A 26,589-nucleotide genomic window follows, 5' to 3' on the forward strand; every position below is an offset into this window, starting at 1 on the left:
CCATCCATAAGTGCGCAGCTGTCATCCCCTTCGACATGTTGCTACCCTGCCCCGACGCATCGGACAGAATCGAGCACATGCTGGAAGCACTACGACGGATCGACCTCAACCTCCTGCTGACCCTCCACGCGCTGTTGCTGGAACGGCACGTGACACGTGCATCGGTGCGCCTGCATAAAAGCCAGCCCGCCGTCAGCCATGCCCTGGCTCAACTTCGCCTGCACTTCGACGACCCCTTGCTGATACGCCGTGACGGCCAGTTGGTGCTGACCGCCCGCGCTCAAAGCCTGCTGGGGCCGCTCGAGCAGTCCCTGAGGCATCTCAATGATCTGCTGGGGGCATCCAACTTCGACCCGGGCCAATCCCAGGCGCGCTTCCGGTTGTCACTTTCCGACTACGCTGCGCGCCGTGTGCTGCCCAGGCTGGTTCGTCATGTTCGCCGCGTCGCGCCCGGGGTGGACCTGGCGGTCAGCCAGGCCAACCGGGAGACCATGATGGCCCAGCTGGCGGATGGCGAGCTCGACGTGGCACTGGGCATTTTCCCGGAATACCCCCAAGGCGTCCTGGTGCAGGAGCTGTTCCCCGAACACTTCGTCAGCCTCGCCGATGAAAGCGCCCTGCCGGCGTGCGGCTGCCTGTCGCTCGAGGAGTGGCTGGAGCGTCCGCACGTCATGCTCGCCCTGCGCCCTGATGCCAATGATGAGATCGAACGCGTGCTGGCGCACATGGGGGTACGGCGCAGGATCGCCGTGGCACTGCCGCACTGGAGTGCCGCCATCGAACTCATCGCCGGTACCGACCTCATCCTCACGGTGGCAAGTTGGGCGGTGCAGGGCCTCGACCGTTACCCTACGCTGCGCACCTTCGATGCCCCGCTGGACCTGCCGGTGCTGTCGTACCAACAGGCCTGGCACTCGCGCAAGGATGCAGACCCGGCGAACCGCTGGATCAGGGATGCGATCCTGGCGTGCAGCCAAGGCACCTGATGATCGGATCACGCACTGAACTGAACCCCGGCTATTTCGTGAAGAGTTTGGCCAGCTGTTTGATGGCCTGGCTGAAATGCGTATGGTCTCTCAGCCGGTCTGGCGAATCGGTGGAGAACCAATTGGCGTCGTTGAATGGCCTGAGCACATCGACATAGTTCAGGAGCGCGTCCAGTTCCATTGGGTAGTTGCTGAGCAACCGATCCTGGTCGAACGCGTGTTGCATGATTGCATCCCGGTCATGGGGCAAGTTGAGCTCGGTCATGACCCGGCAGGCGAGATCGGCATATCCCGCACCACTGGGATGCATGCCATCGATGCTCAGGTAGCCGCCGGCCTTGAGGCGTTTCCCCTGCGGGGCGGCGAAGTCCAGCTCGCCATCCAGATAGCGATTATCGATAGATTGGCTGGCATTCACCCTGACACGCGCCGTCTCGTTCAACCGATTTTTATAGTCGATTGCATCAAATGCCTGGTAGGTGTCCACAAACACCAGGCGGTGTGCCGTTTGCGTGGCGTTCGCGGCCTCGATAAACAGGTCTCGTATTCTTGAGTTGACCTCACGGACTTGTGCGTCGGCCTGGACAACGACACTGCGGTCAATCTTCAACGATGTCGGTAGCAAACGGACACGGTAGGCCTCGGGGTAGCCATCTTCACGCAGGTCGGATACAGGCTGCAACGCGGCAACCGCGCTGACCTTGGGCAGCAGCACGATCACCACGCGCTCGACCGACGCTGGAAGCCTGGCAATCCGTTCAGCCACCTCCTGCCACTGCTGGAAATAGTTTCTGCCGTTGTGCTCCCCCTGGGTGATCGGTTGGTTTTTCCCCAGGAAGCCAAACTTGAAAAGCCCGTGGTTGTGCCCGGAGTGCACCACCAACATTTCCGGTTGCCGCCGCTCGACCCAATCCAGCGGGGAAAAGTCATCGAAATCGGCGACCTTCTGTGGGTTCAAGACATACTGCCCGTTGATCGCGATATGCAGGTCGGAGAAATGGTCGAGCTGTGCCGCGAGATCTGTTCTCAGGTGCGCCTGTACTTGCCTGAAGAACGTGTTCCACGAACCGCTGTACATATGGTGAACCTCGCTCCCGGCAATGGCGAGGTTGTCGAAGGATTGATGCAGGGAGTTGGGGGTGGCCGCCACCCAGAGATTCAGGTTGTCCAGGATGCGATCCGGCAAACCGACCAGGGAAAGCGCGGAGGGCGCGACGAGGATCGGGTTCAGTCGCCTGATTTCCTGTTCGAGATCGAACAAGACCTCCCACGGATGATCAGGGGGGACAAAGTCCCAGCCTTGCGCGGCAGCAAGGCGAGCCGGCCAGGACTGGGCACAGAGCGAGGCTCTGACGGTCAGGCTTCTGCAGCCCTGGGGCAGTGAGTCCCCCACCACCATCAGCTTTGGGTTGAGTCTGGCGATGTTCATGACACTTTGTCCTCACAGTGGCTAAAGCAGGTAATGCTTCATAAGGGACACTGCGCGGACTTCCCTTTGTTCAATCCGTTATTTCGGTCAAGGCGGTTGTCATCGGCAGTCGAACGGAGGCAACCCTCCCAGCCGGCGTTGCAAGGTCAGTGTAGCCGCGCACCTCAATCGAGAAGTTGGCGACAGACATGAAACCGAAGAAAGGCATTCGCTGGAACCGGAGGTGCCGGGTACCGCAGTGCCCATTTCGCGGCTAAAGCCGCTCCTACAGGGGGGTAACCCCGGATAATCCTGACGGTTTGGTTTCCGCCGGCCCCTTCAGCTCCACCTGGTTGCCGTCTGGATCGAAGCAGTAGAGCGACAAGCCCACACCCTCGGCCCCGTATCGGCTAGCGGCCTTTTCCACCGCGATGCCGTGCCCTTGCAGGTGGGCAATGATTGCCTGCTCGTTGAACGGTTCCACACGCAGGCAGAAGTGATCAACGTTGCGCCGCTCCTTCCCGGGCGCCCCGCCGCCCTTGGCACCCAACGGGCCCTCGATATCCACCAGGTCGATCATCGAACCGCCAGCCGCCAGGTGGATCATGGCGAGCTCCTCGTTGTGCTTGCTGATCGAGCAACCCAGTACCTGGGTATAGAAATCCACGCTGCGCTGCATGTCCTGCACGCGCAGCACGATGTGGTCGATTTGCTGGATAGTGAAAACCGTCACCTTGTCACCTCCTGAGCTTCGGTGATGTATTCCGATGGGGATGACCAGCTTGGTCCATCCAAGCTTCGAATGAAAATCGACAATCCGTACATGGAACATTCGCCAGTCGAATGGCATTGCATCCCGGGCTGGCCACTGCTTCATGAATCGCCCTAATACCCTGTCTGCAAAGCTAATTTCAATCTCGCCTGGTGAACACCCTAGACTGCCCGCTCACTCCCACAGGATCCCCGCGATGAACGGCGAAACCTCGCTTGTAAAACTGCTCCAGTCCATGAAGCCCGAACTCAACGACGGCGAATATGTGTTCGTCACCGGCATTGACCCAAAGTCGCTGCCAGACGTGGAGGTTGTCGGTAGTTTCAAGGAGCGCGAAGGATGGACCGTGATTCTGCAGCGCAGCAGCGCCGATGCGCTGAAGCTGCCCTACAGCTACGTGTGTGCCTGGATCACCCTGACCGTCCACTCCTCGCTCGAGGCCGTGGGGCTCACTGCGGCGTTTGCCACTGCGCTGGGCAAGGCCGGCATCAGTTGCAATGTGATGGCCGCCTATTACCATGACCATATCTTCGTCGGCGTGAACGACGCCCAGAACGCCATGGCGGTGTTGAAAGCGCTCTCACGCCAATAAGTGATCGACCCTGCGCCTGAGTGGATCGCCTCGCACGTCATCGTGTTGTGTCTGCCAACCCCAACCAGGCGCGCAACACTGCATAGCCACGCCAAGGCCGCCATCCCTCCGCTGCTTGCGTGGCGGCTCTGGCACTGCTCACGCCCAGGGCTTTTTGCAGGGCCACATCGCCGGCCGGGAATGCATCGGGCCAGCGCAGTGCGCGCATCGCGATGTACTGGGCCGTCCAGTCGCCGATCCCGGGCAATGCCCGCAACTGGGCGCACGTCGCGGCAACATCCACGCCGGGGCTCAAGACCAGGCGCCCCTCCTCCACGGCCCCGGCCAGGGCCTTGAGCGCAGCCTGGCGCTGGCGGGTAATGCCCAGCCGGCCAAGCGCATCGCCACTGGCCACCACCAGGGCGGCCGGTGTCGGGAACAGGCGGTCCAGGCCTGGGACGGGGGTCGCGATGACGGCGCCAAACGTGGTGGCGAGTCGCGAACCCAGCGTGCGCGCAGCCGCCACGGTGATCTGCTGCCCGAGCACGGCGCGCACCGCCAGTTCGAAACCGTCCACCGCACCGGGAACACGCACGCCTTCGCCCAACGGGAACGCGGCGTGCAAGACGCTGTGAATGGCGAGCGGATCGGCATCCAGGTCAAAGGCGGCGCGTACACGATTGATCAACGTGGGCAGCACGATCGCCAGTGACTCGCTGATCGTGACCAACACCTGGGCCTGCGCCTCGTCGAAGCGCACCTGCAACCAGCCGCTGTGTTCATGTTGGTCCTTGACGAGGCGCAGAGTGCGCGAGTACTGCAACCCCTCCACGCATTCCACGCCAGGTATGGCGCGCAGGCGCAGGAAACCCAGCATGGCTTGCACGTTATAAGGGGGGCGCCAGCCCAGGCGCACGCTGACACCCTGCCCGTCCGGCGAGGCCTTGGCGCGGCGCAGCGCACTCGGGTTCAGGCCGTAGTGGTGGGAAAACGCATCGTTGAACCGTCGCACGCTGCCGAACCCGCTGGACAAGGCCACCTGGGTCATCGGCAGTTGCGTGTCGGCGATCAATTGCTTGGCCGCCAGCAACCGTCGCGTCTGGAGGTACTGGAGGGGCGAAACACCGAAGTGCGCCTCGAAAATGCGCCGCAGGTGGCGGTCGCTCACGCCCAGATGGTTGGCGATGGCGACCATCGAGCCCGTCCCCGTCACACCCTGCAAGGCATCCGGCTCGTCCATCAGCCGCGCCGCCTGCAGCGCCAGGATGCGCGACGCGTCCTCGGTGCTCCACGCGGCCGCGCGCGGCGCCAGCTCCGGCCGGCAGCGCAGGCAGGGCCTGAACCCGGCCGCTTCGGCTTGGGCGGCATGGCGGTAGAAACGGATGTTCTCGCGCCGTGGCGTCTTCACCCGGCACACCGGCCGGCAATAGATGCCCGTGCTGGTCACGGCCGTGAAAAAGGCACCGTCGAAACGGGCATCGTGCGCCTTCACCGCCAGGTAGCAGGCGTCGCTTTCGGGGGGATCGATGATGTTTGGCATGGAGGACATCCTATGCCTTGGGCAGGGATGAGGCTCGCCATTTTCGGACATCTGGTCTGCCGCTTCGATACCTCGGCGAGTCACGGCAAAAATCCGATGCCTTGCGGCATCGGATTCCCATTGATTGGCCTCGACAATCAAATCCGTGGCACATCCGGCACGTCTGCCGGATGTCGCCTTGATCGCGTGTTACTCAGCCGTCTGCGCTTGCAGCGCGTCCTGCGTAGCGCCAACTGGGTTGCTGCCGCTGGTCAACGGCCCATAGCGACGGCTGAACTCCTGGTTGTAGGGCACGTGGTTCTTGTTCACCCCGCTGTCCCAGTTGACCGACCAGGTCATCAGGCCCTTGATCGAAATGCCCTTGGCGTACAGCCGCTTGAACGCGTTGGACACGGCCGTCGGGTTGATCACGTAGCCAGTGGCCGCAGCGTCTACGTTTGCCGGCAGGCCGATGACGAACTTGTCGGCCGGGATCTTGGTGAAACCGCGGGTACCACTGACCAGGCTTTCGGTCATGTAGTAGAGGAAGTCCTCTTTCATCGCGTCGTTGTTCTGGGCGATCCAGGCGCCCCGGCCGTTGTTGGCCTCCTCGACCCAGAGCCCATCGCCGCCCTGGTTGTAGAACTGCGGCGCGATGAAGTCGTAGTAGCCTTCCAGCGCCTTGAGGTAGGGTACGTAGCGGCCAGCGGCGGTCAGGTAGGGGAACTCCGGCGCCATGCTGATGATGAAGTGCTTGCCTTCGGCGGCGTAGTGGTCCTTGACCAGTTTCAGCGCAGCGGGCAGGACGGTCTTGTTGGCAGCGAAGTCAATCGCGCTCTGTTCAAGGTCGATGTCCAGCCCATCGAAGCCATAGGTTTCCACCAGGCGGATGATTTCATTGGCCAGTGGCTGTTCGTGGCCCGGGTTCAGCGCGATATGTGCATCGGCGCCGCCCAGGGACATCAGTACCGCCCTGCCCTGGCTGTTCAGCACGCCCACCTGGCGACGGAACTCGGCGTCGGACAGGTTGTAGGGCTTGAAGGTCGGGATACCGCTGCCCTTCATGAAGGCCACGGCCACCACGTTGTAGTCCCGTGGCACATCCTCCAGGCTCATGTTGGCGAACTGCCCGCGCTGGTAGCCGTCGGCGGGGCCGGCGGGCCAGTTGTGCCAGTAGCCCATGAGGATCTTCTTGCCGGCCAGGCTCGGTATCTTCGAGGCGGCATCCTCCGCCGTTTTCAGTTGGGTGAAGTCAAACGTAGACATGTTCTAATCCTTCAGAACGTGTGGAATATCCGTCGGCTTACTGGAAGTCGACGTCGAAGGCCTGATAGAAGGCGTTGCCGGTGTTGGCCACGATCCACATCAGCACGATCACATGACGGCCCTTCTTGTTCGAAGGCAGCTTCACTTCGTGATCGATCTTGGCCTTCAACTCGCCGGCGTGGCTGTAGTACGGCACCTGCGGGTAGAAGTCCTCGGCGAACGGCTTGGCTTCCAGCTGGGCGCGGGTGATGCGCTGTTTCGGGTCCCAGCCATCCTTGGTGATCAGCCAGCGGTAGCCACGGGTGGTGTGCGCCGCGGTGTACACCCAGTTCACCTTGAACAGCTGGCCTGGGTCGACGTTGAGCAGCGGCCAGGTGAACGCGCGGTTGAGCTTCTTGCTCATTTCCTCGTCGGTGAAGTTGACGCAGTCACGGGCATCGGCCTTGCCGCCGCTGAGGATGTAGCCGTCGGCGGGTGGCGCGACGCTTGGGTTGTCGGTCTCGAACGGTGCGGGGAACGGGCCGGCGACCAGGGCCGGGAAGTTCTTGCCGCCTTCCATCTCGTTGACCTGCCAGCCACCGAGCAGGCCGAGGTCGATGGCGACGGCGCCGCGGGAGGCCGGGGACATGACGCGGCCGTGGCGAAGGGGGGATTGCGATTGTGGTTGGTTCATCGTTGTAGCTCCATTTAGTTTGAGAACTCTCCGTTTCCAGCGGAGAGGCCTTCAAACTAACCGAGCTGGATTTTCTGTCCACGGGGCCATTTTTCGTTCTGGGGCACGCGGGAACTGGAAAACCCCGCAAATACTGGATGGATGTACAGTGCACTCGTGATTCTCTTACTCGACCTGCAGCCGAAGTCCTACATGCACAGGCTGCGCTTATCCGTTGGTTCCATACCCAGAGAGTGCCTATCCAGAGCGCTTTATCAAGAATTTACGAAAGCAGGCGGGAAATCGACGGCAACTTGATACACGAATCCTTACTCTGTTGACGCCCTCTGTAGGAGCCGGCTTGCCGGCGAACCAGACAACGCGGTGGCTGGCACCGGCTGCACCGGTGTTCGCCGGCAAGCCGGCTCCTACAGAAGCACCGCGCAAAGGCGTCCATCGCCTTGTGCGCCAAACGGATGATTCATGAAACCGCCGAGACTTGTATGAACACTCCCGCCAACCTCCTTGAACGCCAGCTCAAGCAACAAGGCATCACCGAAGTCGAATGCATGATCAGCGACTTCACCGGCATCGCCCGCGGCAAGATCGCATCCACCGCCAGGTTCCTCGAGGAAGGCGGCATGCGGTTGCCGGAAAGCGTGTTGCTACAGACGGTGACCGGCGACTTCATCGACGATCCGATCTTCTATGCGCTGCTGGATGAGGCCGGCGTCGACATGTTCTGTCGCCCGGCCACGCAGGCCATCTACGTATTGCCCTGGCTGACGGAGCCGACCGCCATGGTCATCCACGACACCTTCGACCGCTTCGGCAAGCCCATCGAACTGTCGCCGCGCAATGTGCTCAAGCGTGTGCTCGGCCTCTACGCAGACAAGGGCTGGAAGCCGGTCGTCGCGCCGGAGCTCGAGTTCTACCTGACCCGGCGCAGCCACGACCCCGACCTGCCCCTGGAGGCCCCTGACGGCCGCTCAGGCCGTGCTGAACGTGGGCGTCAAAGTTACTCCATCGATGCGGCCAACGAATTCGCCCCCCTGTTCGAGGACCTCTACCTCTGGTGCGAAGCCCAAGGGCTGGACCTGGACACCCTGATCCACGAAGGTGGCCCCGCGCAGATGGAGATCAACTTCCGCCACGGCGACCCACTGCGCCTGGCCGACCAGCTCATCGTGTTCAAGCGCTCGCTGCATGAGGCCGCGATCCGGCACGGTGTCGGCGCGACCTTCATGGCCAAGCCGATCGCCCATGAGCCCGGCAGCGCGATGCATATCCACCAGAGCGTGCTGGACATGGCCACCGGCGGCAACCTCTTCGCCGGGGCGGACGGCGCCATGAGCGAACGCTTCCTGCACTACATCGGCGGCTTGCAGCGCTACCTGCCGAACGTGCTGCCCTTGTTCGCGCCCAACGTGAATTCCTTCCGCCGTTTCCTGCCGGACAGTTGCGCCCCGGTGAACGTGGAATGGGGCACCGAGAACCGTACCGTCGGCCTGCGCGTACCCGCGTCCGCGCCTACGGCGATGCGCGTGGAAAACCGCCTGCCCGGCGCCGACGCAAACCCTTACCTGGCGCTGGCCGCCAGCCTGCTGTGCGGTTACCTCGGCATGCTCGAACAGGTCAGCCCGAGCGCTCCCGTGCACGGCCGCGCCTACGACCACAACGGCCTGCGCCTGCCGCAAACGCTCGAGGAAGCACTGGCCCGAATGGAGCATTGCGAGGCACTCCGGGAATACCTCGGAGAGCGCTTCATACAAGGTTACGTCGCGGTGAAGCGCACCGAGCACCGGCATTACCGGCAAGTGATCAGCGCCTGGGAGCGCGAATATCTCCAACTCAGTGTCTGAACGCTCACTGATACGGCGACCGGACCTTGATCTGCTGGTTGTCGGGGGTACCGCCTGCCGGACATGGCATGGGCGCGAGCTGCTTGTCGAGGCAGACCCAGAGCTCCTTCAGGCGGTTGCCCGAGCCCACCGACACCCGCAGGCTCTGCGCGGGCAGCGCCGGGTTGCGCGACAGGAAGGCCTGTTTGATCGTGCTCACCTTGGTCTCCACCAACTGGTTCGGGCCAGGGTCGGTGCCGAGCATTTCTTGCGTGGTGGGACGGCGCAGCGTGTCGTACACCCGCTGGATGTCGGCGAAGTAACGGTCGGGGGACGACCAGCCGCACGTGCCGTGGGCCTGCCATTCGTTCTGCATCAGGTCCGCGCCCGGCATCATGCACAGGTGCTGCTTGACCAACGCGGCCGGCAGAGAGCCAACACTCTGGCAGTTACGCGGATGATCCCGGTCGGAGCGAGCGTAGCCGTTCTGCGGCCACAGGCCATGCACCACCCATTCGAAACGGTTGCCGGAGAAACACTGGAAGGCGTGCTTCTCACGTTGCGCCTTGGGTTTGTTGCGCTGGGCCTCGCAGTGCTCCGGCGACCAGGACAGCACCAGGGCCAGGTAGTCCGTGGGCAGGTCCTTGTTGACGTAGTCCACCGGGCGCGCCGGCGCGGGCTCCACGGTATCGGGCAAAGCGCAGACTTCCTCGGCGGTGGCTTGGCTGGCTAACGCTGCCAGTGCCCCCCAAAGCAGTGCTTTCATCCAGGCCGAACGCAATGATTGGCTTGCCATGATCAACTCCTTGTCTGGTTCGATGCGCTCCATGCGCGGGTGTGCTGAGTGCCAGCCAGGCGATGGTGTGCCTCGAATATGACGATTCGTCAGTGGCGGGTCGGTTGGTGCTGGCCAGCCAGCGGCCAAGGCGAAGTATAATCGCGCGCTTCGCTGCCCTCGGGTACAGTCTTCACCCGCCTCTTTTCGATCACAGAACATGAACCGTCGCAAAAAGATCAACCAGCTGTTGAAAGCCCACGCCAAGAAGGCCAGCGCCAAGCTGGCGCCGAAAAACCGCAACACCTACATTTCCAAGGCCGACCGGGCGAAGCTGGCTGCCGAGGCCAGCCAACAGGCCGAGCCGAACCCCGACACACCGGCACAGCCCTGAGCGCAGCCGCAGCTGGAGAGCAATGCGATGGACCTGAAGTTCAGCCATGTCGATGTGCTGGTCAGCGACCTTGAGGCCGCCTGCGGTTACTACGCCCAGGTGCTGGGCGCACGAATCTCCAGGACATTGGTGTGGGAGCGCGGCGGCCTGCACGTGCGCTACGCGATCGCCCTTATCGGCGAGGAACGCTTCATGCTGGTCCAGCCGTTGGCAGGCAACCTGAAGGACCTGCTGGACACGCATGGCGAAGGCATGATCTACCGCCACTGCTATTGCACGCCGGACATCGAGCAGGCCTATGACCAGCTGGTGGCCAACGGCGTGCAGCCCGAAGACGAGAACGGCAACCTGCTGGCCCGCGAGCACCTGCAGTCCCCAGCCGGTGCGCGGATCATCTGGCTGCCGAAACGCTTCGGGCACTTCTCGATCGAGATCCTCGAGGCCCAGGCGCTCGAGACCTTCATCGAAGAGGCGTTCCGCGCACCGTAGGTGTCAGAACGCGTACTGCACACCGAAGGTGGACGTCACCGGCGTATCCTGGCGAATGATCGGGCTGTCGCGCACCTGGTCGGTGTAGTGCATGACATTCACGCTGGCGATGGTCGACCAGTGCTGGTCGAACTGGTGCATCCACGACAGTTCGCTGGAGTAGGCGTAAATGCCCTGGTCCGCCTTGAAGCGCTCGAACACGGTGTTCTGGCTTTGTTCGGCGGTGACACCGAAGTAGGTCTGGTTGTACTTCGCCTGCCCCGCATGGCCGTTCAGGCTCAAGGTGACAGTGTCCCGGTCGCCCTGGTGCAGCGTGCTCAGCAAGCCAAACTGATAGCGGTCGCCACGCTTGTAGCCACCGGTGCGCAACTCGGCCTCGGCGGTGACCGCCAGCCACGGCAGGAGCTGCTGCGACAGGTTGATGTCGACCACCGTCGCGCCGCCCACCGCCCCCATGCCCTTGAGCCTGTCCGAGCCATTGCGGTACTTGCTGTCGCCGTCGGCGCGGCCGAAGTCGTAGCCGAGCGCGGCACTGGCGCTGAAACCATTGTCGGACTGGTACTGCACGCCCACGCCCGACAGGCTGTCGGCGAAGAAGATGCCACGCTGCACGGTGACCGACGGCAGCAAGTGGCCCTGGCTGCCCTTGGCGCCGAAGTAGCGCGGCGCGGTGTGCAGGGCGAAGCCTGCGGTTACCTTGGTTTCGTCACCCCAGATGCTGTCCAGCGCGCTCTTTTCATTCGCGCTGGCCTGGGCCGATGCCAGGATCGCATTGAAGGCGAACGAGGCGCCGAGGACTTTCCTGATGGACTTCGATTCGAACATGTTCATGACTCGCTAGTGTGTATGGGGAACATGCTAGCGAGGGACATTCAACGTTCCTTTCAGGGTTTATCAAGTTTCTGTGAAGATGGGTGAATTCCCGTTGTAGGAGCCGGCTTGCCGGCGAAACAGGCAACGCGGTGGCTGGCACCGGCTTTGCCGGTGTTCGCCGGCAAGCCGGCTCCTACAAGGAATCAAACCGAACGCAGGTTCAAGGGGCTCGGCTCAACACCGCCTGGCTGTCGTGCATCGTGGGCGCAGGCCACGAAGTCTTCCTTGCGCAGCACCACCAGCGCAATCAACGACGCCACCCCGGTCGCCACATAGAAATACCAGGGCGCGGTGATATCACCGGTCACCTTGATCAACCAGGTGGAAATCAACGGCGCGCTGCCGCCGAACACCGCCACCGGGATGTTGTAGGCCATGGCAATGCCGGTGGAGCGAATGCGCGTCGGCAGCAGCTCGCTCATCAGCGCATAGGTCGACGACGCATACAGCCCGAACAGGATCGCCACCGCCATCAATGGCCAGAACAAGGTGGCCGGTGTGGCGCCGGGCGCCGCCTTGAAGAACCAGTACATGGCCAGGGTTGCCAGGACGCCGACCACCATCAGGAACGGCTTGCGCCCGTAGCGGTCGGTGAAGGCGCCGCCAAACGGCATCACCACCGCCGCCGACAGGCTGGCGACGAACACGTAGAGCAAGGTGGTGCCGCTGTCGAACTTGAGGGTGTTGGACATGTAGGTCGAGGCGAAGGTCAGCACCAGGTAGAAGATCGAGCTATGCAACGTGATGATGAAGAACACCAGGGCGATCGAACGCTTCCACTGCCACACCTCGCGCAGCGGCGCCTTGGAGGTTTCCCCGGCCTCCACCAGCGCGATGAACTCCGGGCTGTCCTCCAGCTTCAGGCGGATATACAGCGAGATGAAGCCCAATGGGCCGGCAATCAGGAACGGGATGCGCCAGCCCCACTCCTGCATCAGCTCGGCACCCAGCGCCCAGGTCATGCCATTGGCCACGGCACCGCCCAACAACAGACCAAGCACGGCGGTGACCATCAGCCAGCAGGTGGCGAAGCCACGCCGCCCGGGGCCGGCGTATTCGGAGATGAAGCTGGTGATGGTGCCGATCTCGCCGCCGGCGGAGAAGCCCTGCACGCAGCGGATCAGCACCAGGATCACCGGCGCGGCGATGCCGATGCTGGCGTAGGTCGGCAACAGGCCGAGCAGGAAGGTGGAGCCGGCCATCAGCACCAGCACCGTGATCAGCGTGCGGCGGCGGCCGATGCGGTCCGCCAGGGGACCGAAGAACAAACCGCCCAGGGGGCGGATGAAGAAGCTCAGGGCAAAGGCCGCAAAGCTGGCCAGCAAGCTGCTGGTGGGGTCGTCGGAGACGAAGAAGGCCTTGCCGATGTACAAGGCCAGGAAGCCGTAGACGCCGTAGTCATACCACTCGATCAAGTGGCCGGTGGTGGCGCCGAGAAACGCCCGGCGCCGTTGGCGCTGGGGGGTGCTGGGTGACATGCCCATCAAGGGAACTCCTGTCGTGTTGCTGTCCATGAATACCGTGCGTCAGGGGCTGCTCAAGGCCCCTTTCGGGTCTTGCAGCCACTGGCGCACGCGGGTCTTGAGAATCTTGCCATAGCTGTTTTTCGGCAGCTCGGCGCAGAACTGGTATTTTTTCGGTTTCTTGAACGAGGCCATGCGCGCCAGGAACCAGTCGTTGAGCGCCTGGGCCTGGAGGCAACCCGGCCTGCGCGGCACCACGAAGGCTACCACCGACTCACCCCATTCGGGGTCGGCCTCGCCCACCACGCACACTTCGAACACCCCGGGGTGCTGCATCAGCACCTCTTCCACTTCCCGCGGGTAGATGTTGCTGCCACCGGAGATGATCACATCCTTGCTGCGGTCGGTGAGGGTCAGGTAGCCCTGTTCGTCGAGCTGGCCAATGTCGCCGGTCAGCAGCCAGCCGTCCACCAGGGCGGCACGGGTGGCCTGCGGATTGTCCCAATAGCCCTGCATCACCGGCGCGCCGCGCACGGCGATCTCGCCGGTTTCACCGGGCGGCAAGGGGCGGCTGTCCGCACCCAGCACCCGCACCTCGACGCAGGCCTGGGCACGCCCCACCGAGGCGGCGATACGCGGCCAGTCGGGATTGGCCCGGTCGGCGATGGTTTCCCGGGACAGCGCGCTGATGGTCATCGGGCACTCGCCCTGGCCGTAGATTTGCACCAGGCGCGGGCCGAAGGTGTCCAGCGCCTGTTCCAGATCGGCCAGGTACATCGGCCCACCGCCGTAGATGATGGTCTTCAGCCCTTCTCCGCCATAGCCCTGCTGGCGGGCCTGCTCGACCATGCGCTTGACCATGGTCGGCGCGGCGAACAGGCTGACATTGCCCACCGCCTGGGCCAGCTCGAACAGTTCCGCCGCCTGGAACCCACGGGACTCCGGCACCACATGCCGGGCGCCGCAGCGCACATGGATGAAGTTGTAGAGCCCGGCGCCGTGGGAGATCGGCGCGGCATAGACCACCGCATCGTCCGCGCCCACCGTGTCCACATCCAGCGGGTAGCACAGTGACATGGCGACCAGGTTGCCATGGGACAGCTTCACCCCCTTGGAACGCCCGGTGGTGCCTGAGGTGTAGAACAGCCAGGCCAGGTCGGTGTCTGTGCGTGGGTGCGGCCGCAACAGCTCCTCGCCCGCCACCTGCCGAAGCTCGCCCAATCCGGGCGCGGCCAGTTCCCGGCAGCCGAGCGGCAAGGCGATGCCGTCGAACACCTGGCCGTCATCGGTGTAGATCAGCCAGGCCCCGGCATTGCCGGCAATCCACGCGGCTTCCAAGGCGTGCAGCTTGCTGTTGATCGGCACCGCCACTGCCCCGCACCACCAGATGGCGTAGAGCAGTTCGAGGTAGCCGCAGCTGTTCTTCATCAGCAGCGCCACCCGGTCGCCCGGCGAGATGCCGTATTCGTGACGCAGTTGCAGGGCGCGGGCCCTTGCCCGTGCGGCAAACGCCTGGTAATCGGCCACCTGGCGCGCACCCTCGAACAACGCCGCGCGTTGGGGCCAGCGCTGGGCGGTGTCGCACAACCAGTTGGCGATGTTCATGTCACACCCGCACCGCCTGCAGGACACTGGCGTAGTTGGCCACCGCCATGCCGCCCATGTTGAACAGCAGGCCGAACTCGGCGCCCGGCACACCCAGCCCGATAGGCTCGCCAACCAACTGGGCAAAGCCCAGGGCATGCATCGACACCCCGGTGGCCCCCACCGGATGCCCCTTGGCCTTGAGCCCGCCGGACAGGTTCACCGGCAAACGCCCGCCTGGGCGCACGGTACCATCGTCGATGGCACGGTGCCCTTCCCCTCTGGGCGCCAGGCCCATGGCTTCGTAGATCAGCAGCTCGGCGATGGTGAAACAGTCATGGACCTCGGCGAAGCTCAGGTCGTTCAGGGTCACGCCGGTTTCGCGCAACGCCCCGTGAATCGCCCGCTGCGGCCCCTCGAAGGCCAGCATGTCGCGGCGCGACAACGGCAGGAAGTCGTTGACCTGGACCATCGAACGAATCGCCACCTGGCGCCGCATCGACCGCGCCCGGCGCGGCGATGCCAGGATGATCGCCGCCGCGCCGTCGCTGATCAGCGAGCAGTCGGTCAGGCGCAGCGGCGAGGCGATCAGCGGGTTGCTCGGCGACGGGTTGTTGCAGTGCTCGAAGTCCATCACCCGGTGCATCTGCGCCAGCGGGTTGGCCATGGCGTTGGCGTGGTTCTTCACTGCGATCGCCGCCATCGACGCCAGGGGGCTGTGATAGCGCTCGGTGTACTGCTGCGCCACCTGGCCAAACAGCTGGGCAAAGCTCAGCCCCGCCTCCGACATCGCGTTCTGGTAACCGGCGCCGGCCAGCGCCCGGGTGACCTCGACCGTGCTGTTGCCGGTCATCTTCTCGGCCCCCACCACCAGCACCAGCTCGGCGGCGCCGCTGCGGATGGCGTGGATCCCCGCCTGAATCGCCGCAGCGCCCGAGGCGCAGGCGTTCTCGCAGCGGGTGGCGGGTTTGAAGCGCAGTTGCGGATCGGCCTGCAGCATCAGCGAGGCGGGAAAGCCATCGGCCACCAACCCCGAGTTGAAGTGGCCGAGGAACAACGCGTCGATCTCGGCGGCCTCGATGGCGGCATCGGCCAGGGCGTCGCGGGTGACCTTGACGATCAGGTCCTCGAGGTTCAGGCCATCCAGGCGACCAAAAGGACTGTGCGCGGCAGCGACGATGGAAACGGAATCATGAAACATGGTGATTTTCTTCTGTCCTTGAAGCGGGTAATCCCTACAATGTGTCAGCACCCGAATCCCACGCTAGTTGGGGCAACTACGTACGTGAGTAAGTAGTAAGCGCTACGGGGCATGACCATGACACCGAGGCAGGACGCCTGATGACCGTACATACCCCACCCTACCCCGACCTCGAGCGCCTGGCATTTCAGGTGTCGCCCGCGCCACAGTTGATTACCGGGCATCGGCGGATGCTTGATTGCAACCAGGCGTTTGCGCGGCTGTTTGGGTATACCCGGGAAGAACTGCAAGGGCACCTGACCCTGTTGTTGTATCCCTCCCATGCGGATTACCAGGCTATTGGCGAACGTAGCGAGCACTGGCTGCGCAATGGGCTGGGGGCTTTCTATACCGATGAGCGTTTTATGCAGCATCGTAACGGCGAGGTGTTCTGGGCGCGGGCGCATGGGTTCACGTTGACGACGGAGGATCCGTTCGAGCTGATGATCTGGCATTTCGAGCGGTTGGATCGGCAGCCGGCGCCGACGGTGCAGTTGACGCCGCGGGAGCGGGAGATTTCGTTGCATATCGTGAATGGGTTGACGTGCAAAGAGGTGGCGCGGCGGTTGGGGATATCGCATCGGACGGTGGAGGTGCATCGGGCGCGGTTGATGAAGAAGTTGCAGGCGAAGAACAGTGCGGAGTTGGTTTCGAAGATTATTTTTATTAGCTAGCGACCCGTTGGCACTGAAGTGCGAAGAGATGCCTATTATTCACTTTGCTTCGAATTGTCACCAGCAAAAAAAATAATAGGGATCGTTAAAAAGCACGAACCCTAACAAAATAAAGACCTGGAAGGTTACTTGCCTTATCGATGGCAAGATAGAGCTTCATCCAAGCTGGGACACTCATCCATCGGTTCTTTTCATCTTCCGACCAGAGGCGAATGCCCTCTCCAATCTGACGTCATTTCAGGATCGTTTTTGAAAGATGGCTTGCGGGGGCAGCCTGAACCCTATTTTCCCTGAAAGCTGTTAGAAAAACATCCCAGCCACTTGCATTATTCTGCGCCAAGGCTTTCTTGACGACACTTTGAAAATACATGGTGAACTTTGGCTTCAGCGGCCTTTCAGGCGTCAGACCATCTACAGCATCCCTGCCATTGGCGCGATAATAGGCAGCCACGCTCTCATTGAATTCCTTTAGCGCGCCGCCCAAGTCCTGATCAAACTGCGAGAGGCGTTCATCGATAAGCTTTTTTGCCTTGATGCCTTCACTGGCGCATGCCGAATTTTTTTCCACGCGATAGACATTATATAGCGAAAGGGCGCCAATTATATAAACGTCCTTGAGTGCATCATGATAGCAACCATCGACAATACTATATCTCCCATTGACAACTTCGACATCCTCCCGGGAGGTCTTCAGCATTTCATAAATATCAGGCTTCAACGGTTTCAAACGCGCACACCCATCACTAAAGTGCTTGTAGATTTCGCGCTTGACCTTGTCGAATTGACCATCACCCTTGATGTTGGATGCCGTTTGCAACGCCAGTCGCTTCATGAGATAGCCGATTTTACCTTTACCACTTCTGCTTACCTTCTTGAAAAAAGCCCGGCCTTCCTCTGCCTCGTACGTGATTATCCTTTTACAAATACGCTCAAAGCTTTCATACGTTTCCCCGCTGGTTTTATAAAGATCGCGGAACGCATTGGTCAACGCCTCAGCGTGTTTTGATTTGAGCTGGTCATCCAAAATCGCTCCTACCGTCCACGTAACCGGTAGACATACGACACCTAATAATCCGATGGCGCTGACACTTGAGATGCGCAGGGCTTTATTAAGTCGGTTTAACAAGCCATTCTCTGTCAATGCTTCGTAGCGCCTTGCGATGACTTTTACTTCTGATGAAGTTTCTCGAAAAGCAGCAGACTCAGACCCCGAAGTCGATAGACCTAAAGTGCTCACCGAGCTATTTGGGCTCACTGCATGTAAATTAATTGGCATTACGCACCCCCACTCTCTTATGAAAATCCTATTTATGCTAACGAACCATTAGCCTACGCTGAGGCGACCTGCTGGAAACCAACGCTTTGCCCCCCTGTTATTCCACGCACTCCTGCTTGCCTTGACGGGCCTGCATTTTGCGTCCGGGGCGTTCGATTATTCTGATATTCTTAAATAGCTTTTTCGGTCGCGCATGGTCGTTTTTTTATTTTCTGCTGTTGGCGCCCAAGGGAATACCGAACACGTCGTCCAACCGCCGAAAACATGCCGAGAAGGACCATGTCGCCTTTCTCAGGCTGATACATTTGCGGATCGCGTTTGCCTTTGACTGCGCGGGCCTCAGAGTGATGAGCAGCGCTGGCACCTGGCCTGGTCAGGCAGTGCCCTTGGCCTGCTGTTCCAGGTGTACCTGCAACGTCGGATCGATCTGTAGTGCGCTGGCCAACTCATCAAGATAGGCCCGCTCAGCGGCCTGCTGGTCATCCACCAGCATCACACTGGCCAGGTACATTTCCGCGGCCATGGCCGAGTCTTGGGCCGACTGTGCCACTTCGGCGGCATTGAGCGGCTTACTTACTTCATCATCCAGCCATTGCTGCAGTTGCGGGTCGTTGGTGTGACGCTTGATTTCGGCATAGATCAACTGTTCTTCTTGCGGGTCGATGCGCCCGTCAGCCTTGGCTGCCGCAATCAGCGCGCGCAAGATGGCATGGCTGTGATCGTCGGCCTCGGGGCCGGACAATTGATCGACCGTACGCAGGGCCTGTTGCGGGGCTGCCGCCTGGCTGCGCTGCCAGCTTTGATAGGCCTGGAACGCCAACATGCCCAACGACGCCAGGGCTGCGTAGTTGGTACCACCTGCGGAGCGCCCTTGGGTAACGCTGCCAGCGCCGCTGCCCCCCAACAGGCCGCCGAGTAAACCACCAAGGCCACCACCGCCACCCGCTGCACTGCTGCCGCCAAGCAGCCCACCCAGCAAGCCGCCCAAACCGCCCAGGCCGTCTTGCGATGACATGCCACCGCTCCCTTGTTGCGCTTGCGAGCCCTGCCCGGCCCGAAGTAACTGTTCGAGTAGATCACTGGTGTTCATTGCAGCGCCCTCGGTCGGTAGTCGTTACCCAGAGAAGCAACGATAGCCCCCGCAAGGCAATTCGCCATGACCGTCTGGCCGGCAGTTCATCCGGGAGCTAATACTCCGTGTTCGCCTAAACAGAGGAGATTACACGGAAAAATGGTTCTTCTCGGAGTGCCTGGTGCTGCTCAGCGCTCCCTTCGCGATTACTTCGATGCTCCTGCCTGTACGAAGCGTAAGCCCAATGGTCTGCAGATACGTCAGAATCAGGCTTTTTGCCTGGTTTGATGTTATTTTTTTGTAAAACATCCTCGATTTTTTTTAGGAAGTCCGCCATGCCTTTCAGCTGATCGAGTGAAAACTCTTGTTTCGAATCATCAGTGCATGCATAAAGCGTAATCTGCCCGCCTTCCGATAACCGCACCGCCTTCTCACCAATCTTTTTAGCTTTATCTAGGTTGGTAACCTTCCAGAAAGAGAAAGGATTGTCTGCAGAATACAGCAGATGCGCTAAGGCATCGAACGCCACCGGCAAAAAATTTCTCATCTACACTGATATGGATTTTATCACCGAACGTGGAATGGGCGACAGTATTCTTACAAGCCCTAACGAACATCGTGCCATGCATTTGCGCAGTTTCGAACCTACCTACAAGAGTAGGATTAAAAAAGCTTTTAACTTGAAGAGTATCATTGCAACTTAACGGCTTTTCTTCAGGACTGAACACCGCAGGAGGGAGCCCAGACAGTTTCTTAACTACACGCTCGACCTCCTCATCCACTTTTTCATCCATTTCAATCCGGTGTGAAATATGCTCGTTGAGCTTGCGCATTACTGTATCACACCCCCACCAACAAACGGTGTGGGCATAGGCTCTCTACCAAACCCAAAAAACTTCAGTACGTTCTTCAGTACGGGATTAGCCGCATAAAACGCACAAGCACGTTCAAGCAATTCATTCTCACAAGCCACTCCCGGGCCATCACCCCTTCCTTGCGCCGCACCCGACCTGGCTAAAATAGCCTCATAATTGTCGAGCAGACCGACGCCGTTTACCGAAAAATGGCCCACGATCTCGCTGATCGCTTTTTTGCAAATAACATGGCCGTCAATCATGAACTCAACCTTTTGCTTGTCATTCACACAATACTGAAATCTATCCTTGTACGCATCACCTGAACATGCCTTCAACCTATTGAACGCTGCAATCTCCCCTAACCACACACCCTGCGCCCCTTTTTTACCGCCTCCGTAAATAAGCTTGCGCAGCGCAGCAAGCACGTCGGATTTTTTTTCAGCCCTGAATAAGTCCTTGAACTTGTCCCACAACCCCATGCTAACAGCAAGCTTATCATCCGGACCAATTAGTTTTTCAATTCGACGAGGCGAGACTTCATAATCAACCTTCCTGCCACTAACCGATACTTCAACTCTCATTTCGTCACCCTATAAGACCTGCTGTAGACTTTCGCAGATCACGACACAGCAACATTGCGTACGCGACCAAGCATAAGCTGACCGAATTCAGGCTTGCACGCCGTTTTTACGGGGCCACTACCGACAGTGGAACGCCATCTCGAAGCTCAAGCATTAGCCATTCTATTTGAAGCACCCGGCGCCACGCTGTCGACCAGAGCCGCATTTTTGTTAATATACTTCATCGAAATAGATGAAGGGGTTGCGAAAGCGCTGCCGCAAAGGCATGAAGCGATGCTGATCAAGCATTCAAAATGCGTTGATCTGACGAATATATTGAAAACCGACTATCAAGGTCTTTCAGGCAGTGCCTAAGCAAACGCTCATAAATTGAATTACCCCAAACGTTACCAACGTGTCTGCTGGAATAACGGAACTGGCGCGACCGTTCTTGCTTTGGGGGCCTCTGTGGATCAGAAGAAGCGGCTCCGTCGAGGTATGGAATAGATGCCCCCGCCAACCCACTCGATCGTCATTTCAGACCTTCTTCAAAATGCCCATATGCGCGTCGTCCATCAGTGCCTTGGCCATATCACTGAGGTAGTGCGACGCCCAGACCAACACCGGTTCGTTGTCCATCACACCAATGAATGAAGCACGGCGAGCGCTGTCGAGTAGCACGGAGGCTTGTTCCATGGCGTGGTGGCGCAGTTGCCGGGTTCAACGCGGAACAGGCGCGTGCCTTTGGTGGCGCCTTCCATAAACGTGCAGGTGCCCACGGTCCAGCCGAGTTGGCCGTGGTCTGCTGGGAGATCGTTGTCCATTCGAGGTTCCTCTGAAGCTTTGAAGGGGTGACCGAGCTACCTGTAGGAGCGGCTTCAGCCGCGATCACCAGCAGCGCTGGTGCCAGGTATCGCGGTGTCTGCATCGCGGCTGAAGCCGCTCCTACAGGGGCCAGCGCATGGCTGTCAGTGCAGCGTGTATGACGGCGGCCGGGCACTCATTTGTAGCTGAGCCAACGCCGACTCCAGCAACGTGCGGGTGGCATCGAGCTCATGCATCACCGTCAGCATCACCAGCGTGGCGGGTGACTTGGGCAGATGGGTCAAGGACTGATGCGTCACCGCCAGCGCGCACATGACGTACTCGGTAGCGTGGACAAGCGTGTCTTCGAGGAAATGAGGGGACTCGGTGGAAGGCGGTGGATCCGGGACAATCTTCAGCATGATGTAACGCTCCAGTTGCGCTGATCGGACCGCCGCCAATCGCTTGCAGGCGATTGGGTGGCGGCTACGTACGGGCCTGCAAGACCGGGGCAACTAGAGAAAGCCCGGCTGGCGCGAAGGCCACCCGTACGCAGCCACCAAAACGCACAGTCAATGGCTGAAGCCAATGACAGGAGGTGGTGCTGATCTAGTTGTCCCGCTCGGGCTTGCAGACCCGGCCGCTGTTTTTCACAACGGCCCGGCGAGACTAGACCTCTGGTGGATGGCGCAAAAGCCGCAAAAGCATGCTTCGGAAACGGCCTACTCGAAATAGGGAAAATCTGATTCATCTGTGTAGGACCCGCTCCCCTACCTCAGGCTCTCCCCATTTCCTGGTACCAGGCAACGACAGCCGTACCGCACTCCCCCCAGGCAACTTCAGCGACATAACGGATGATGTCCGCAAGCAACTCAACATCTGCCCCCTGCGCCTCGATGCAGGCCAGGCGCCTGGGCGACCAATCAAGGAACGCACACTGCGGATATTGCCGTAGCACGTCGCAGAGGACTTGCCGAGGCGGCTCTTCGCGGGTGTACATGAAATCAAAGTACGGGGTATCGGTGTCGTGAATCGGATACAGCCGAACCCAGGCATTCAACGGACTGGAAAACACCAGGGTGACAGTGCGATTCCTCCACGCCGGCCCGCCGTGCTTGATGTGGCGAAGCACTTCGATGAGGCTGTGACAATCGGGTATTCGGGTCATGCAGCTGGGATCGAACACCCAGTCAGGCTCAGCCTGATAGGCAGCTGTAACGGCCAGCAGTGCAGCCATTCTTCTTGCTTTTTTGTTCATCGCATTGCCTTGATTTCTGGCATCTGCCTCTGCTCGCAAGCAGTCAGTCTGGCTGACCGCATCACCCATGCCGCGTCGCGAGTCTGACACGACTTTGTTGAAACTGGGCTTGCTATTGCAAACCGCCCCGCACCCGCACGACAATGCGAGTCATTATCACTCGCGAATTTCCCCGTTCATGTCCTCCAACGATCTATCCCTGCGCAGCGCCGTCAATGCCCTGTACTGCGACCATCACGGTTGGCTCAACGGCTGGCTGCGCAAGCGCCTGGGCAACACGTTCGATGCGGCGGACCTGACGCAGGACACCTTCGTGCGGGTGCTGAAAGCACGCAGCGCGATGGACATTCGCGAGCCGCGCCCCTATCTGTCGAGAATCGCCAAGGGCTTGCTGATCGACCTGTTCCGCCGACGCTCACTGGAACAGGCCTACCTGGAAGCGCTGGCGGGCATGCCCGAAGCGGTACAGCCTTCGCTGGAGGAACAGGCGATCTTCCTGCAAGCCCTGGTGGAAATCGATCGTTTGCTGCAAGGGCTGGGGGCGAAGGTCAAGCAGACCTTCCTCCTTTCCCAATTCGATGGCCTGACCTATCCGCAAATTGCCGAGCGCCTGAACATCAGCGTGCGTACGGTCAACAACCACATGGCCAAGGCCATGGAGCATTGCTGCCTCATGCAGTTCCAGTTGCAGCAGGCATGAGCCTTTCGCCCGCAGAGTTGCAAGCAATCCGCACCGCGGCCCAGTGGTACGCGCGGCTTCGCTCGGGTATCGCCAGCGATGCGGATCGGGCGGCCTGGAGCGACTGGCTGGCTGCCGACCCTGACCATCGCCAGGCCTGGCAGCGCATGGCCGAGGTCGGTCAGCAGATGGCGAGTGTGCCAGGCACTCTCGCTTCACCGGCATTGCGCGCCGCCGACCGTTCCCGCCGCCAGGTATTGCGCAGCGTGATGGTGCTGGCCTCGGCGGGCTCGCTCGGCTGGCTGGGCTGGCGCAGCGAAACGTCCCAGGACCTGTTCGCCGATTTTCGCACCGCCGTGGGCGAGCGCCGGGCGTTTCGCCTGGCCGATGGCAGTTCGTTGCTGCTCAACACCGACACCTCGGCAAACCTTCGTTTCGACGGCCGTCAACGTACTCTCGAACTGCTACGCGGCGAGATCCGGGTGATCACCGCGGTCGATCCCTTGCGGCGGCCGTTCAAGGTATTCACTGCGCAGGCCGAGGTACTGGCCCTCGGCACGCGCTTCATTGTTCGCGCCCTGGAGCAAGGGGGTGGCGTGGCGGTACTCGACAAAGCCGTGGAGGTCCGTGCGCCAGGGGGTGGCCCGGCGCTGCGCCTGGAAGCAGGCCAGTCCGTGGCGTTCGACCGCCACTCAGTTGGCGCGGTACAGCGCAGCGATGCCTCGGTGGGGGCCTGGGAGAATGGCAGCATCATCGCCATCGACCGCGCCCTGGTTGACTTGCTGGCAGAGCTTTCGCGCTATCGCATCGGTGTGCTGCGCTGTGACCCGCGCATCGCCCGGCTGAAGGTCTCCGGCGCCTTCCCCATCGATGACACTGACCGCGCATTGGCGGCGCTGGAAAGCGGGTTTTCGCTGCGTGTCACGCACTACAGCCGTTATTGGGTCAACGTCTCGGGCGGCACACCCACGCCGAGCTGAAAATAATTTTCATTCCGTTGCACTTTTCAGACACGTCATCCGGCTCATCCCCCAGTGAGTTTTCATTGATAGTTGTTGGGGGAGCGTAAGCATGTTTCGAGGTTACAAAATGGGCCGCCTGGCTACGGCGGTGCAGGTCGGGTTGCTGGCGGCGTCGACGGTCGGGAGCTGGTCCACGGCGGTGTTGGCGGCGCATTCGCCCGCACAACAGCAACAGGCCGCGAAGGCCTTCGACATTCCCCCAGGCAGCCTGGCCGAAGTGCTCAGCCGTTTCGCCAGCGCGGCGGGCGCCGCCATCTCCTTTGATGCACAGCAGGTCGCAGGCTTGAAGTCCCCGGGCCTGCACGGCCAGTTCGGCATCAACGAAGGGTTTGCGCGGATTCTGCTGGGCAGCGGGCTGCAAGCCGAACCCCAGGCCAATGGCACCTATGTGCTGCGGCCAGCTCCGGCCAGCGGCTCGGCGCTGGAGCTGGGCGCTACCAACATCGACGGGCAACTGCTGGGTGCAACTACCGAGTACAGCGGCTCATACACCACCGGGGCGGTCACCATTGGCAAGGGCGAGCACTCGCTCAAGGAAACACCCCAGTCGGTCACCGTGATGACGCGCAAGATGCTCGACGACCAGAACCTGAACACCATCGACCAGGTCATGGAAAAGACCCCGGGCATCACCGTCTACGACTCGACCATGGGCGGCAAGTACTTCTACTCGCGCGGCTTCCGCATGTCGGGCCAGTACCAGTACGACGGCGTGCCGCAGGACATGGGCAACCTCTACGTCCAGGCCGACAGCTTCAGCGGTGACATGGCCTATTACGACCGTGTGGAAGTCCTGCGTGGCGCCGCCGGCATGATGAAGGGCTCGGGCGGTACCGCAGGTGGCGTGAACTTCGTGCGCAAGCGCGGCCAGGCGACCGCGCATACCGATATCACCTTGTCGGGTGGCAGCTGGGACAACTACCGCGGCCAGGTCGACACTGGCGGCCCGCTGAACGCGGCGGGCACCTTGCGCGGGCGCGCGGTGGTGGCCGAGCAGAGCCGGCATTACTTCATCGACAACGCCAGCCGCAAAGACCAAGTGTACTACGGCGCCCTCGACGCCGACCTGAGCCCCGACACCACCGTCGGCATGGGCGTTGCCTATGAAGACGTGGATGCCAACCCTTGCTGGGGCGGCCTGCCGCGTTACCGCGACCGCAGCGACCTGAAGCTCAGCCGTTCGACCTGCCTCGACCCGTCGTGGAACACCTGGCGCAGCCAGCGCACCACGGTCTTCGGTGATGTGAACCACCGAATCAGCGAGGACTGGGCGTTGAAGGTCGCCGGTGTCTATACGAAGAACACCCAGGACATCAAGTACGCCTTCGCCTCCGGCGCCGTGACGCCGGGCGTCAATACCACCGGCATGCTGGGCAGCATGTACGACTACGACCAGGTCGACTATGGCCTGGATGCCTATGTGGACGGCAAGTTCGACGCGTTTGGCCGGCAACACGAGCTGGTGGTGGGCGCCAACGCCAGCCGGTCGAAGAAGGATGATTTCTACTCGGTGGCGTTCCTGCCCCAGCGGCAGAACGTGTTCAATCCCGACAAACATATTCCCGAACCCGCCGACAGCTACTTCATCGACAATGCATCGCGCGGCGGGCCGGTCAATACGTCGATCAAGCAGAAGGGGGTGTACTCGACCCTGCGTTTGAAACTGGCGGACCCGTTGACCGTTGTCGTCGGGGGTCGGGTGAGCTGGTACAACGCCGACACCGATTCGGTGTTCATCAACTCGGGCACCTCGGAACATTCCAGCACCACCGAGAGCGGGCAAGTCACGCCGTTTGCCGGTGTGTTGCTGGACCTGAACGAAAACCTGACGGCCTACGCCAGCTATTCGGACATCTTCACCCCGCAAGGCAACTACCGCTCCGAAGACGGCTCGGCGCTCAAGCCACTCGTTGGCGAGAGTTATGAGCTGGGGATAAAGGGGGCCTGGTTCGACGGGCGGCTGAACAGCTCGTTCAACCTGTTCCGCACCATCCAGAAGGACCAGGCCCAGACCGACTTCAATTCATCCTGCCCTTCCTCCGACGGTTACTGCTACGTCAATTCGGGCAAGGTGCGCGCCCAGGGCTTCGAGGCCGAGATCAGCGGCGAGGTGATCGAGCGGCTGCAACTGCTGGCGGGTTACACCTATACCCAGACCAAGACCCTCGACGACCTGGACAGCAGCCTGAATGGCGCGGCCTTCAACAGCTATGTGCCGCGGCATGTGTTGCGCCTGTGGGGTGAATATGCCCTGGGCGGGGCGTTCGAGCGGTTCACCGTCGGTGCCGGCGTAAACGCGCAAAGCGACAACTTCCGGGTATCGCCGGCCAGTGGCGAGAAGATCAGCCAGTCGGGTTATGCGGTGTGGAATGGTCGCATCGGTTATCGCATCGACGACACCTGGTCGGTTGCGCTCAACGGCAACAACCTGTTCGACAAGCGCTACTACACCACGATCGGTACCGAGAGCTTCGGCAACTACTACGGTGACCCACGCAACTTCATGGTGTCGGTCAAAGCGAGTTTCTGACCTGAGGGCAATGCCCGTTTCGCG

27 protein-coding genes and 1 pseudogene are annotated in these 26,589 nt (G+C 61.2%); 10 read left to right on the forward strand and 18 right to left on the reverse strand.

Going from position 1 to position 26,589, the window contains the following annotated elements; all coding sequences use genetic code 11:
* The first annotated feature begins 80 nt into the window (after positions 1–80).
* Positions 81–986, forward strand: coding sequence for a LysR family transcriptional regulator (locus NGM28_RS22775; protein ID WP_240066210.1), 906 nt, complete (start codon positions 81–83; stop codon positions 984–986).
* 31 nt (positions 987–1,017) lie between these two features.
* Here NGM28_RS22775 and NGM28_RS22780 read toward each other — a convergent pair whose 3' ends face one another.
* Together NGM28_RS22780 and NGM28_RS22785 are read right to left on the reverse strand one after the other, a co-directional pair.
* Complete coding sequence (locus NGM28_RS22780) at positions 1,018–2,415, reverse strand: SGNH/GDSL hydrolase family protein (RefSeq protein WP_240066157.1); 1,398 nt, start codon at positions 2,413–2,415, stop codon at positions 1,018–1,020.
* 265 nt (positions 2,416–2,680) lie between these two features.
* Positions 2,681–3,127 (reverse strand): VOC family protein, encoded by a 447-nt coding sequence (locus NGM28_RS22785; RefSeq protein WP_240066158.1) that lies wholly within the window; start codon positions 3,125–3,127, stop codon positions 2,681–2,683.
* A gap of 235 nt (positions 3,128–3,362) precedes the next feature.
* On the opposite strand from NGM28_RS22785, the gene NGM28_RS22790 reads away from it, so the two are divergent.
* Positions 3,363–3,758: an ACT domain-containing protein gene (locus tag NGM28_RS22790; protein WP_240066159.1), complete on the forward strand. Its 396-nt coding sequence runs from the start codon at positions 3,363–3,365 to the stop codon at positions 3,756–3,758.
* Positions 3,759–3,795: 37 nt separating this feature from the next.
* Here the strand turns inward: NGM28_RS22790 and NGM28_RS22795 are convergent, their stop codons facing one another.
* The 3 genes and pseudogenes from NGM28_RS22795 to NGM28_RS22805 all read right to left on the reverse strand — a co-directional run bounded on the left by NGM28_RS22795 (position 3,796) and on the right by NGM28_RS22805 (position 7,195).
* On the reverse strand, positions 3,796–5,277 hold the full coding sequence (locus NGM28_RS22795) for an AlkA N-terminal domain-containing protein (RefSeq protein ID WP_252091581.1): 1,482 nt from the start codon (positions 5,275–5,277) through the stop codon (positions 3,796–3,798).
* A 252-nt stretch (positions 5,278–5,529) separates the two neighbouring features.
* Positions 5,530–6,522 (reverse strand): annotated as a pseudogene (locus NGM28_RS22800) (chitinase); the annotation flags it as partial.
* 37 nt (positions 6,523–6,559) lie between these two features.
* Positions 6,560–7,195, reverse strand: a complete 636-nt coding sequence (locus NGM28_RS22805; protein WP_240066161.1) for a lytic polysaccharide monooxygenase auxiliary activity family 9 protein — start codon at positions 7,193–7,195, stop codon at positions 6,560–6,562.
* 482 nt (positions 7,196–7,677) lie between these two features.
* Between NGM28_RS22805 and NGM28_RS22810 the strand changes: the two genes are divergently transcribed.
* Positions 7,678–9,036: a glutamine synthetase family protein gene (locus NGM28_RS22810; protein ID WP_252091583.1), complete on the forward strand. Its 1,359-nt coding sequence runs from the start codon at positions 7,678–7,680 to the stop codon at positions 9,034–9,036.
* 4 nt (positions 9,037–9,040) lie between these two features.
* Here NGM28_RS22810 and NGM28_RS22815 read toward each other — a convergent pair whose 3' ends face one another.
* Positions 9,041–9,811, reverse strand: a complete 771-nt coding sequence (locus NGM28_RS22815; protein WP_240066163.1) for a ribonuclease T2 family protein — start codon at positions 9,809–9,811, stop codon at positions 9,041–9,043.
* Positions 9,812–10,010: 199 nt separating this feature from the next.
* Between NGM28_RS22815 and NGM28_RS22820 the strand changes: the two genes are divergently transcribed.
* Together NGM28_RS22820 and NGM28_RS22825 are read left to right on the forward strand one after the other, a co-directional pair.
* Positions 10,011–10,184 carry a DUF2986 domain-containing protein gene (locus NGM28_RS22820; protein WP_252091585.1) on the forward strand — a complete coding sequence of 58 codons (174 nt, stop codon included), beginning with the start codon at positions 10,011–10,013 and terminating at the stop codon, positions 10,182–10,184.
* A 27-nt stretch (positions 10,185–10,211) separates the two neighbouring features.
* Positions 10,212–10,673, forward strand: a complete 462-nt coding sequence (locus tag NGM28_RS22825) for a VOC family protein (RefSeq protein ID WP_252091588.1) — start codon at positions 10,212–10,214, stop codon at positions 10,671–10,673.
* Positions 10,674–10,676: 3 nt separating this feature from the next.
* On the opposite strand, the gene NGM28_RS22830 is transcribed toward NGM28_RS22825, so the two are convergent.
* The 4 genes from NGM28_RS22830 to NGM28_RS22845 form a co-directional block, all read right to left on the reverse strand.
* Positions 10,677–11,498 (reverse strand): MipA/OmpV family protein, encoded by an 822-nt coding sequence (locus tag NGM28_RS22830; protein ID WP_240066166.1) that lies wholly within the window; start codon positions 11,496–11,498, stop codon positions 10,677–10,679.
* 191 nt (positions 11,499–11,689) lie between these two features.
* Positions 11,690–13,030, reverse strand: a complete 1,341-nt coding sequence (locus NGM28_RS22835; RefSeq protein WP_252091590.1) for an MFS transporter — start codon at positions 13,028–13,030, stop codon at positions 11,690–11,692.
* Between the two features lie 42 nt (positions 13,031–13,072).
* Positions 13,073–14,614 (reverse strand): class I adenylate-forming enzyme family protein, encoded by a 1,542-nt coding sequence (locus NGM28_RS22840; RefSeq protein WP_252091592.1) that lies wholly within the window; start codon positions 14,612–14,614, stop codon positions 13,073–13,075.
* A gap of 1 nt (position 14,615) precedes the next feature.
* Positions 14,616–15,794 (reverse strand): acetyl-CoA acetyltransferase, encoded by a 1,179-nt coding sequence (locus NGM28_RS22845; RefSeq protein WP_252091594.1) that lies wholly within the window; start codon positions 15,792–15,794, stop codon positions 14,616–14,618.
* Between the two features lie 140 nt (positions 15,795–15,934).
* Here NGM28_RS22845 and NGM28_RS22850 point away from each other — a divergent pair, with 140 nt between their 5' ends.
* Positions 15,935–16,507: a LuxR C-terminal-related transcriptional regulator gene (locus NGM28_RS22850; protein ID WP_252091596.1), complete on the forward strand. Its 573-nt coding sequence runs from the start codon at positions 15,935–15,937 to the stop codon at positions 16,505–16,507.
* A gap of 232 nt (positions 16,508–16,739) precedes the next feature.
* On the opposite strand, the gene NGM28_RS22855 is transcribed toward NGM28_RS22850, so the two are convergent.
* The 4 genes from NGM28_RS22855 to NGM28_RS22870 form a co-directional block, all read right to left on the reverse strand.
* Positions 16,740–17,783 (reverse strand): hypothetical protein, encoded by a 1,044-nt coding sequence (locus tag NGM28_RS22855; protein ID WP_252091598.1) that lies wholly within the window; start codon positions 17,781–17,783, stop codon positions 16,740–16,742.
* A gap of 373 nt (positions 17,784–18,156) precedes the next feature.
* On the reverse strand, positions 18,157–18,873 hold the full coding sequence (locus tag NGM28_RS22860; protein ID WP_252091599.1) for a tellurite resistance TerB family protein: 717 nt from the start codon (positions 18,871–18,873) through the stop codon (positions 18,157–18,159).
* Between the two features lie 115 nt (positions 18,874–18,988).
* On the reverse strand, positions 18,989–19,384 hold the full coding sequence (locus tag NGM28_RS22865) for a hypothetical protein (RefSeq protein WP_252091600.1): 396 nt from the start codon (positions 19,382–19,384) through the stop codon (positions 18,989–18,991).
* 303 nt (positions 19,385–19,687) lie between these two features.
* Positions 19,688–20,293 carry a T3SS effector SopD family protein gene (locus NGM28_RS22870; protein ID WP_252091601.1) on the reverse strand — a complete coding sequence of 202 codons (606 nt, stop codon included), beginning with the start codon at positions 20,291–20,293 and terminating at the stop codon, positions 19,688–19,690.
* 126 nt (positions 20,294–20,419) lie between these two features.
* Here NGM28_RS22870 and NGM28_RS22875 point away from each other — a divergent pair, with 126 nt between their 5' ends.
* The gene (locus tag NGM28_RS22875; RefSeq protein ID WP_252091602.1) at positions 20,420–20,647 is read left to right on the forward strand and encodes a hypothetical protein; all 228 of its coding nucleotides are present in this window, start codon (positions 20,420–20,422) and stop codon (positions 20,645–20,647) included.
* Positions 20,648–20,809: 162 nt separating this feature from the next.
* Here the strand turns inward: NGM28_RS22875 and NGM28_RS28835 are convergent, their stop codons facing one another.
* From NGM28_RS28835 to NGM28_RS22890, 4 genes are all read right to left on the reverse strand, one after another.
* Positions 20,810–20,968 (reverse strand): DUF3077 domain-containing protein, encoded by a 159-nt coding sequence (locus NGM28_RS28835; RefSeq protein ID WP_243431341.1) that lies wholly within the window; start codon positions 20,966–20,968, stop codon positions 20,810–20,812.
* Complete coding sequence (locus NGM28_RS28840; RefSeq protein ID WP_353620534.1) at positions 20,911–21,096, reverse strand: hypothetical protein; 186 nt, start codon at positions 21,094–21,096, stop codon at positions 20,911–20,913. Before NGM28_RS28840 ends, NGM28_RS28835 begins: the two co-directional genes overlap by 58 nt.
* 144 nt (positions 21,097–21,240) lie before the next feature.
* The gene (locus NGM28_RS22885; protein WP_240066185.1) at positions 21,241–21,498 is read right to left on the reverse strand and encodes a hypothetical protein; all 258 of its coding nucleotides are present in this window, start codon (positions 21,496–21,498) and stop codon (positions 21,241–21,243) included.
* Positions 21,499–21,851: 353 nt separating this feature from the next.
* A complete protein-coding gene (locus tag NGM28_RS22890; RefSeq protein WP_252091614.1) occupies positions 21,852–22,403 on the reverse strand; it encodes a hypothetical protein in 552 nt (183 codons plus the stop codon).
* 109 nt (positions 22,404–22,512) lie between these two features.
* On the opposite strand from NGM28_RS22890, the gene NGM28_RS22895 reads away from it, so the two are divergent.
* The 3 genes from NGM28_RS22895 (at position 22,513) to NGM28_RS22905 (ending at position 26,565) form a co-directional block, all read left to right on the forward strand.
* Entirely contained in the window at positions 22,513–23,034 is a 522-nt protein-coding gene (locus tag NGM28_RS22895; protein ID WP_252091616.1) for a sigma-70 family RNA polymerase sigma factor, read from the forward strand.
* Positions 23,031–23,993 (forward strand): FecR domain-containing protein, encoded by a 963-nt coding sequence (locus NGM28_RS22900; RefSeq protein ID WP_252091618.1) that lies wholly within the window; start codon positions 23,031–23,033, stop codon positions 23,991–23,993. Before NGM28_RS22895 ends, NGM28_RS22900 begins: the two co-directional genes overlap by 4 nt.
* 91 nt (positions 23,994–24,084) lie before the next feature.
* Entirely contained in the window at positions 24,085–26,565 is a 2,481-nt protein-coding gene (locus NGM28_RS22905; protein WP_252091620.1) for a TonB-dependent siderophore receptor, read from the forward strand.
* Positions 26,566–26,589: the final 24 nt, after the last annotated feature.

The sequence above is a fragment of the Pseudomonas sp. MWU13-3659 genome, from assembly GCF_023757525.1.
GTDB classification, from domain to species: Bacteria; Pseudomonadota; Gammaproteobacteria; order Pseudomonadales; family Pseudomonadaceae; genus Aquipseudomonas; species Aquipseudomonas entomophila_E.

Coding starts and splice junctions, on each gene's coding strand:
- NGM28_RS22780 (WP_240066157.1), bottom strand. CDS start 2,415: ATGAACATCGCCAGACTCAACCCAAAGCTGATGGTGGTGGGGGACTCA.
- NGM28_RS22790 (WP_240066159.1), top strand. CDS start 3,363: ATGAACGGCGAAACCTCGCTTGTAAAACTGCTCCAGTCCATGAAGCCC.
- NGM28_RS22795 (WP_252091581.1), bottom strand. CDS start 5,277: ATGCCAAACATCATCGATCCCCCCGAAAGCGACGCCTGCTACCTGGCG.
- NGM28_RS22805 (WP_240066161.1), bottom strand. CDS start 7,195: ATGAACCAACCACAATCGCAATCCCCCCTTCGCCACGGCCGCGTCATG.
- NGM28_RS22810 (WP_252091583.1), top strand. CDS start 7,678: ATGAACACTCCCGCCAACCTCCTTGAACGCCAGCTCAAGCAACAAGGC.
- NGM28_RS22815 (WP_240066163.1), bottom strand. CDS start 9,811: ATGGCAAGCCAATCATTGCGTTCGGCCTGGATGAAAGCACTGCTTTGG.
- NGM28_RS22820 (WP_252091585.1), top strand. CDS start 10,011: ATGAACCGTCGCAAAAAGATCAACCAGCTGTTGAAAGCCCACGCCAAG.
- NGM28_RS22825 (WP_252091588.1), top strand. CDS start 10,212: ATGGACCTGAAGTTCAGCCATGTCGATGTGCTGGTCAGCGACCTTGAG.
- NGM28_RS22830 (WP_240066166.1), bottom strand. CDS start 11,498: ATGTTCGAATCGAAGTCCATCAGGAAAGTCCTCGGCGCCTCGTTCGCC.
- NGM28_RS22835 (WP_252091590.1), bottom strand. CDS start 13,030: ATGGGCATGTCACCCAGCACCCCCCAGCGCCAACGGCGCCGGGCGTTT.
- NGM28_RS22840 (WP_252091592.1), bottom strand. CDS start 14,614: ATGAACATCGCCAACTGGTTGTGCGACACCGCCCAGCGCTGGCCCCAA.
- NGM28_RS22845 (WP_252091594.1), bottom strand. CDS start 15,794: ATGTTTCATGATTCCGTTTCCATCGTCGCTGCCGCGCACAGTCCTTTT.
- NGM28_RS22850 (WP_252091596.1), top strand. CDS start 15,935: ATGACCGTACATACCCCACCCTACCCCGACCTCGAGCGCCTGGCATTT.
- NGM28_RS22855 (WP_252091598.1), bottom strand. CDS start 17,783: ATGCCAATTAATTTACATGCAGTGAGCCCAAATAGCTCGGTGAGCACT.
- NGM28_RS22860 (WP_252091599.1), bottom strand. CDS start 18,873: ATGAACACCAGTGATCTACTCGAACAGTTACTTCGGGCCGGGCAGGGC.
- NGM28_RS22870 (WP_252091601.1), bottom strand. CDS start 20,293: ATGAGAGTTGAAGTATCGGTTAGTGGCAGGAAGGTTGATTATGAAGTC.
- NGM28_RS28835 (WP_243431341.1), bottom strand. CDS start 20,968: ATGGAACAAGCCTCCGTGCTACTCGACAGCGCTCGCCGTGCTTCATTC.
- NGM28_RS28840 (WP_353620534.1), bottom strand. CDS start 21,096: ATGGACAACGATCTCCCAGCAGACCACGGCCAACTCGGCTGGACCGTG.
- NGM28_RS22885 (WP_240066185.1), bottom strand. CDS start 21,498: ATGCTGAAGATTGTCCCGGATCCACCGCCTTCCACCGAGTCCCCTCAT.
- NGM28_RS22890 (WP_252091614.1), bottom strand. CDS start 22,403: ATGGGTGATGCGGTCAGCCAGACTGACTGCTTGCGAGCAGAGGCAGAT.
- NGM28_RS22895 (WP_252091616.1), top strand. CDS start 22,513: ATGTCCTCCAACGATCTATCCCTGCGCAGCGCCGTCAATGCCCTGTAC.
- NGM28_RS22900 (WP_252091618.1), top strand. CDS start 23,031: ATGAGCCTTTCGCCCGCAGAGTTGCAAGCAATCCGCACCGCGGCCCAG.
- NGM28_RS22905 (WP_252091620.1), top strand. CDS start 24,085: ATGTTTCGAGGTTACAAAATGGGCCGCCTGGCTACGGCGGTGCAGGTC.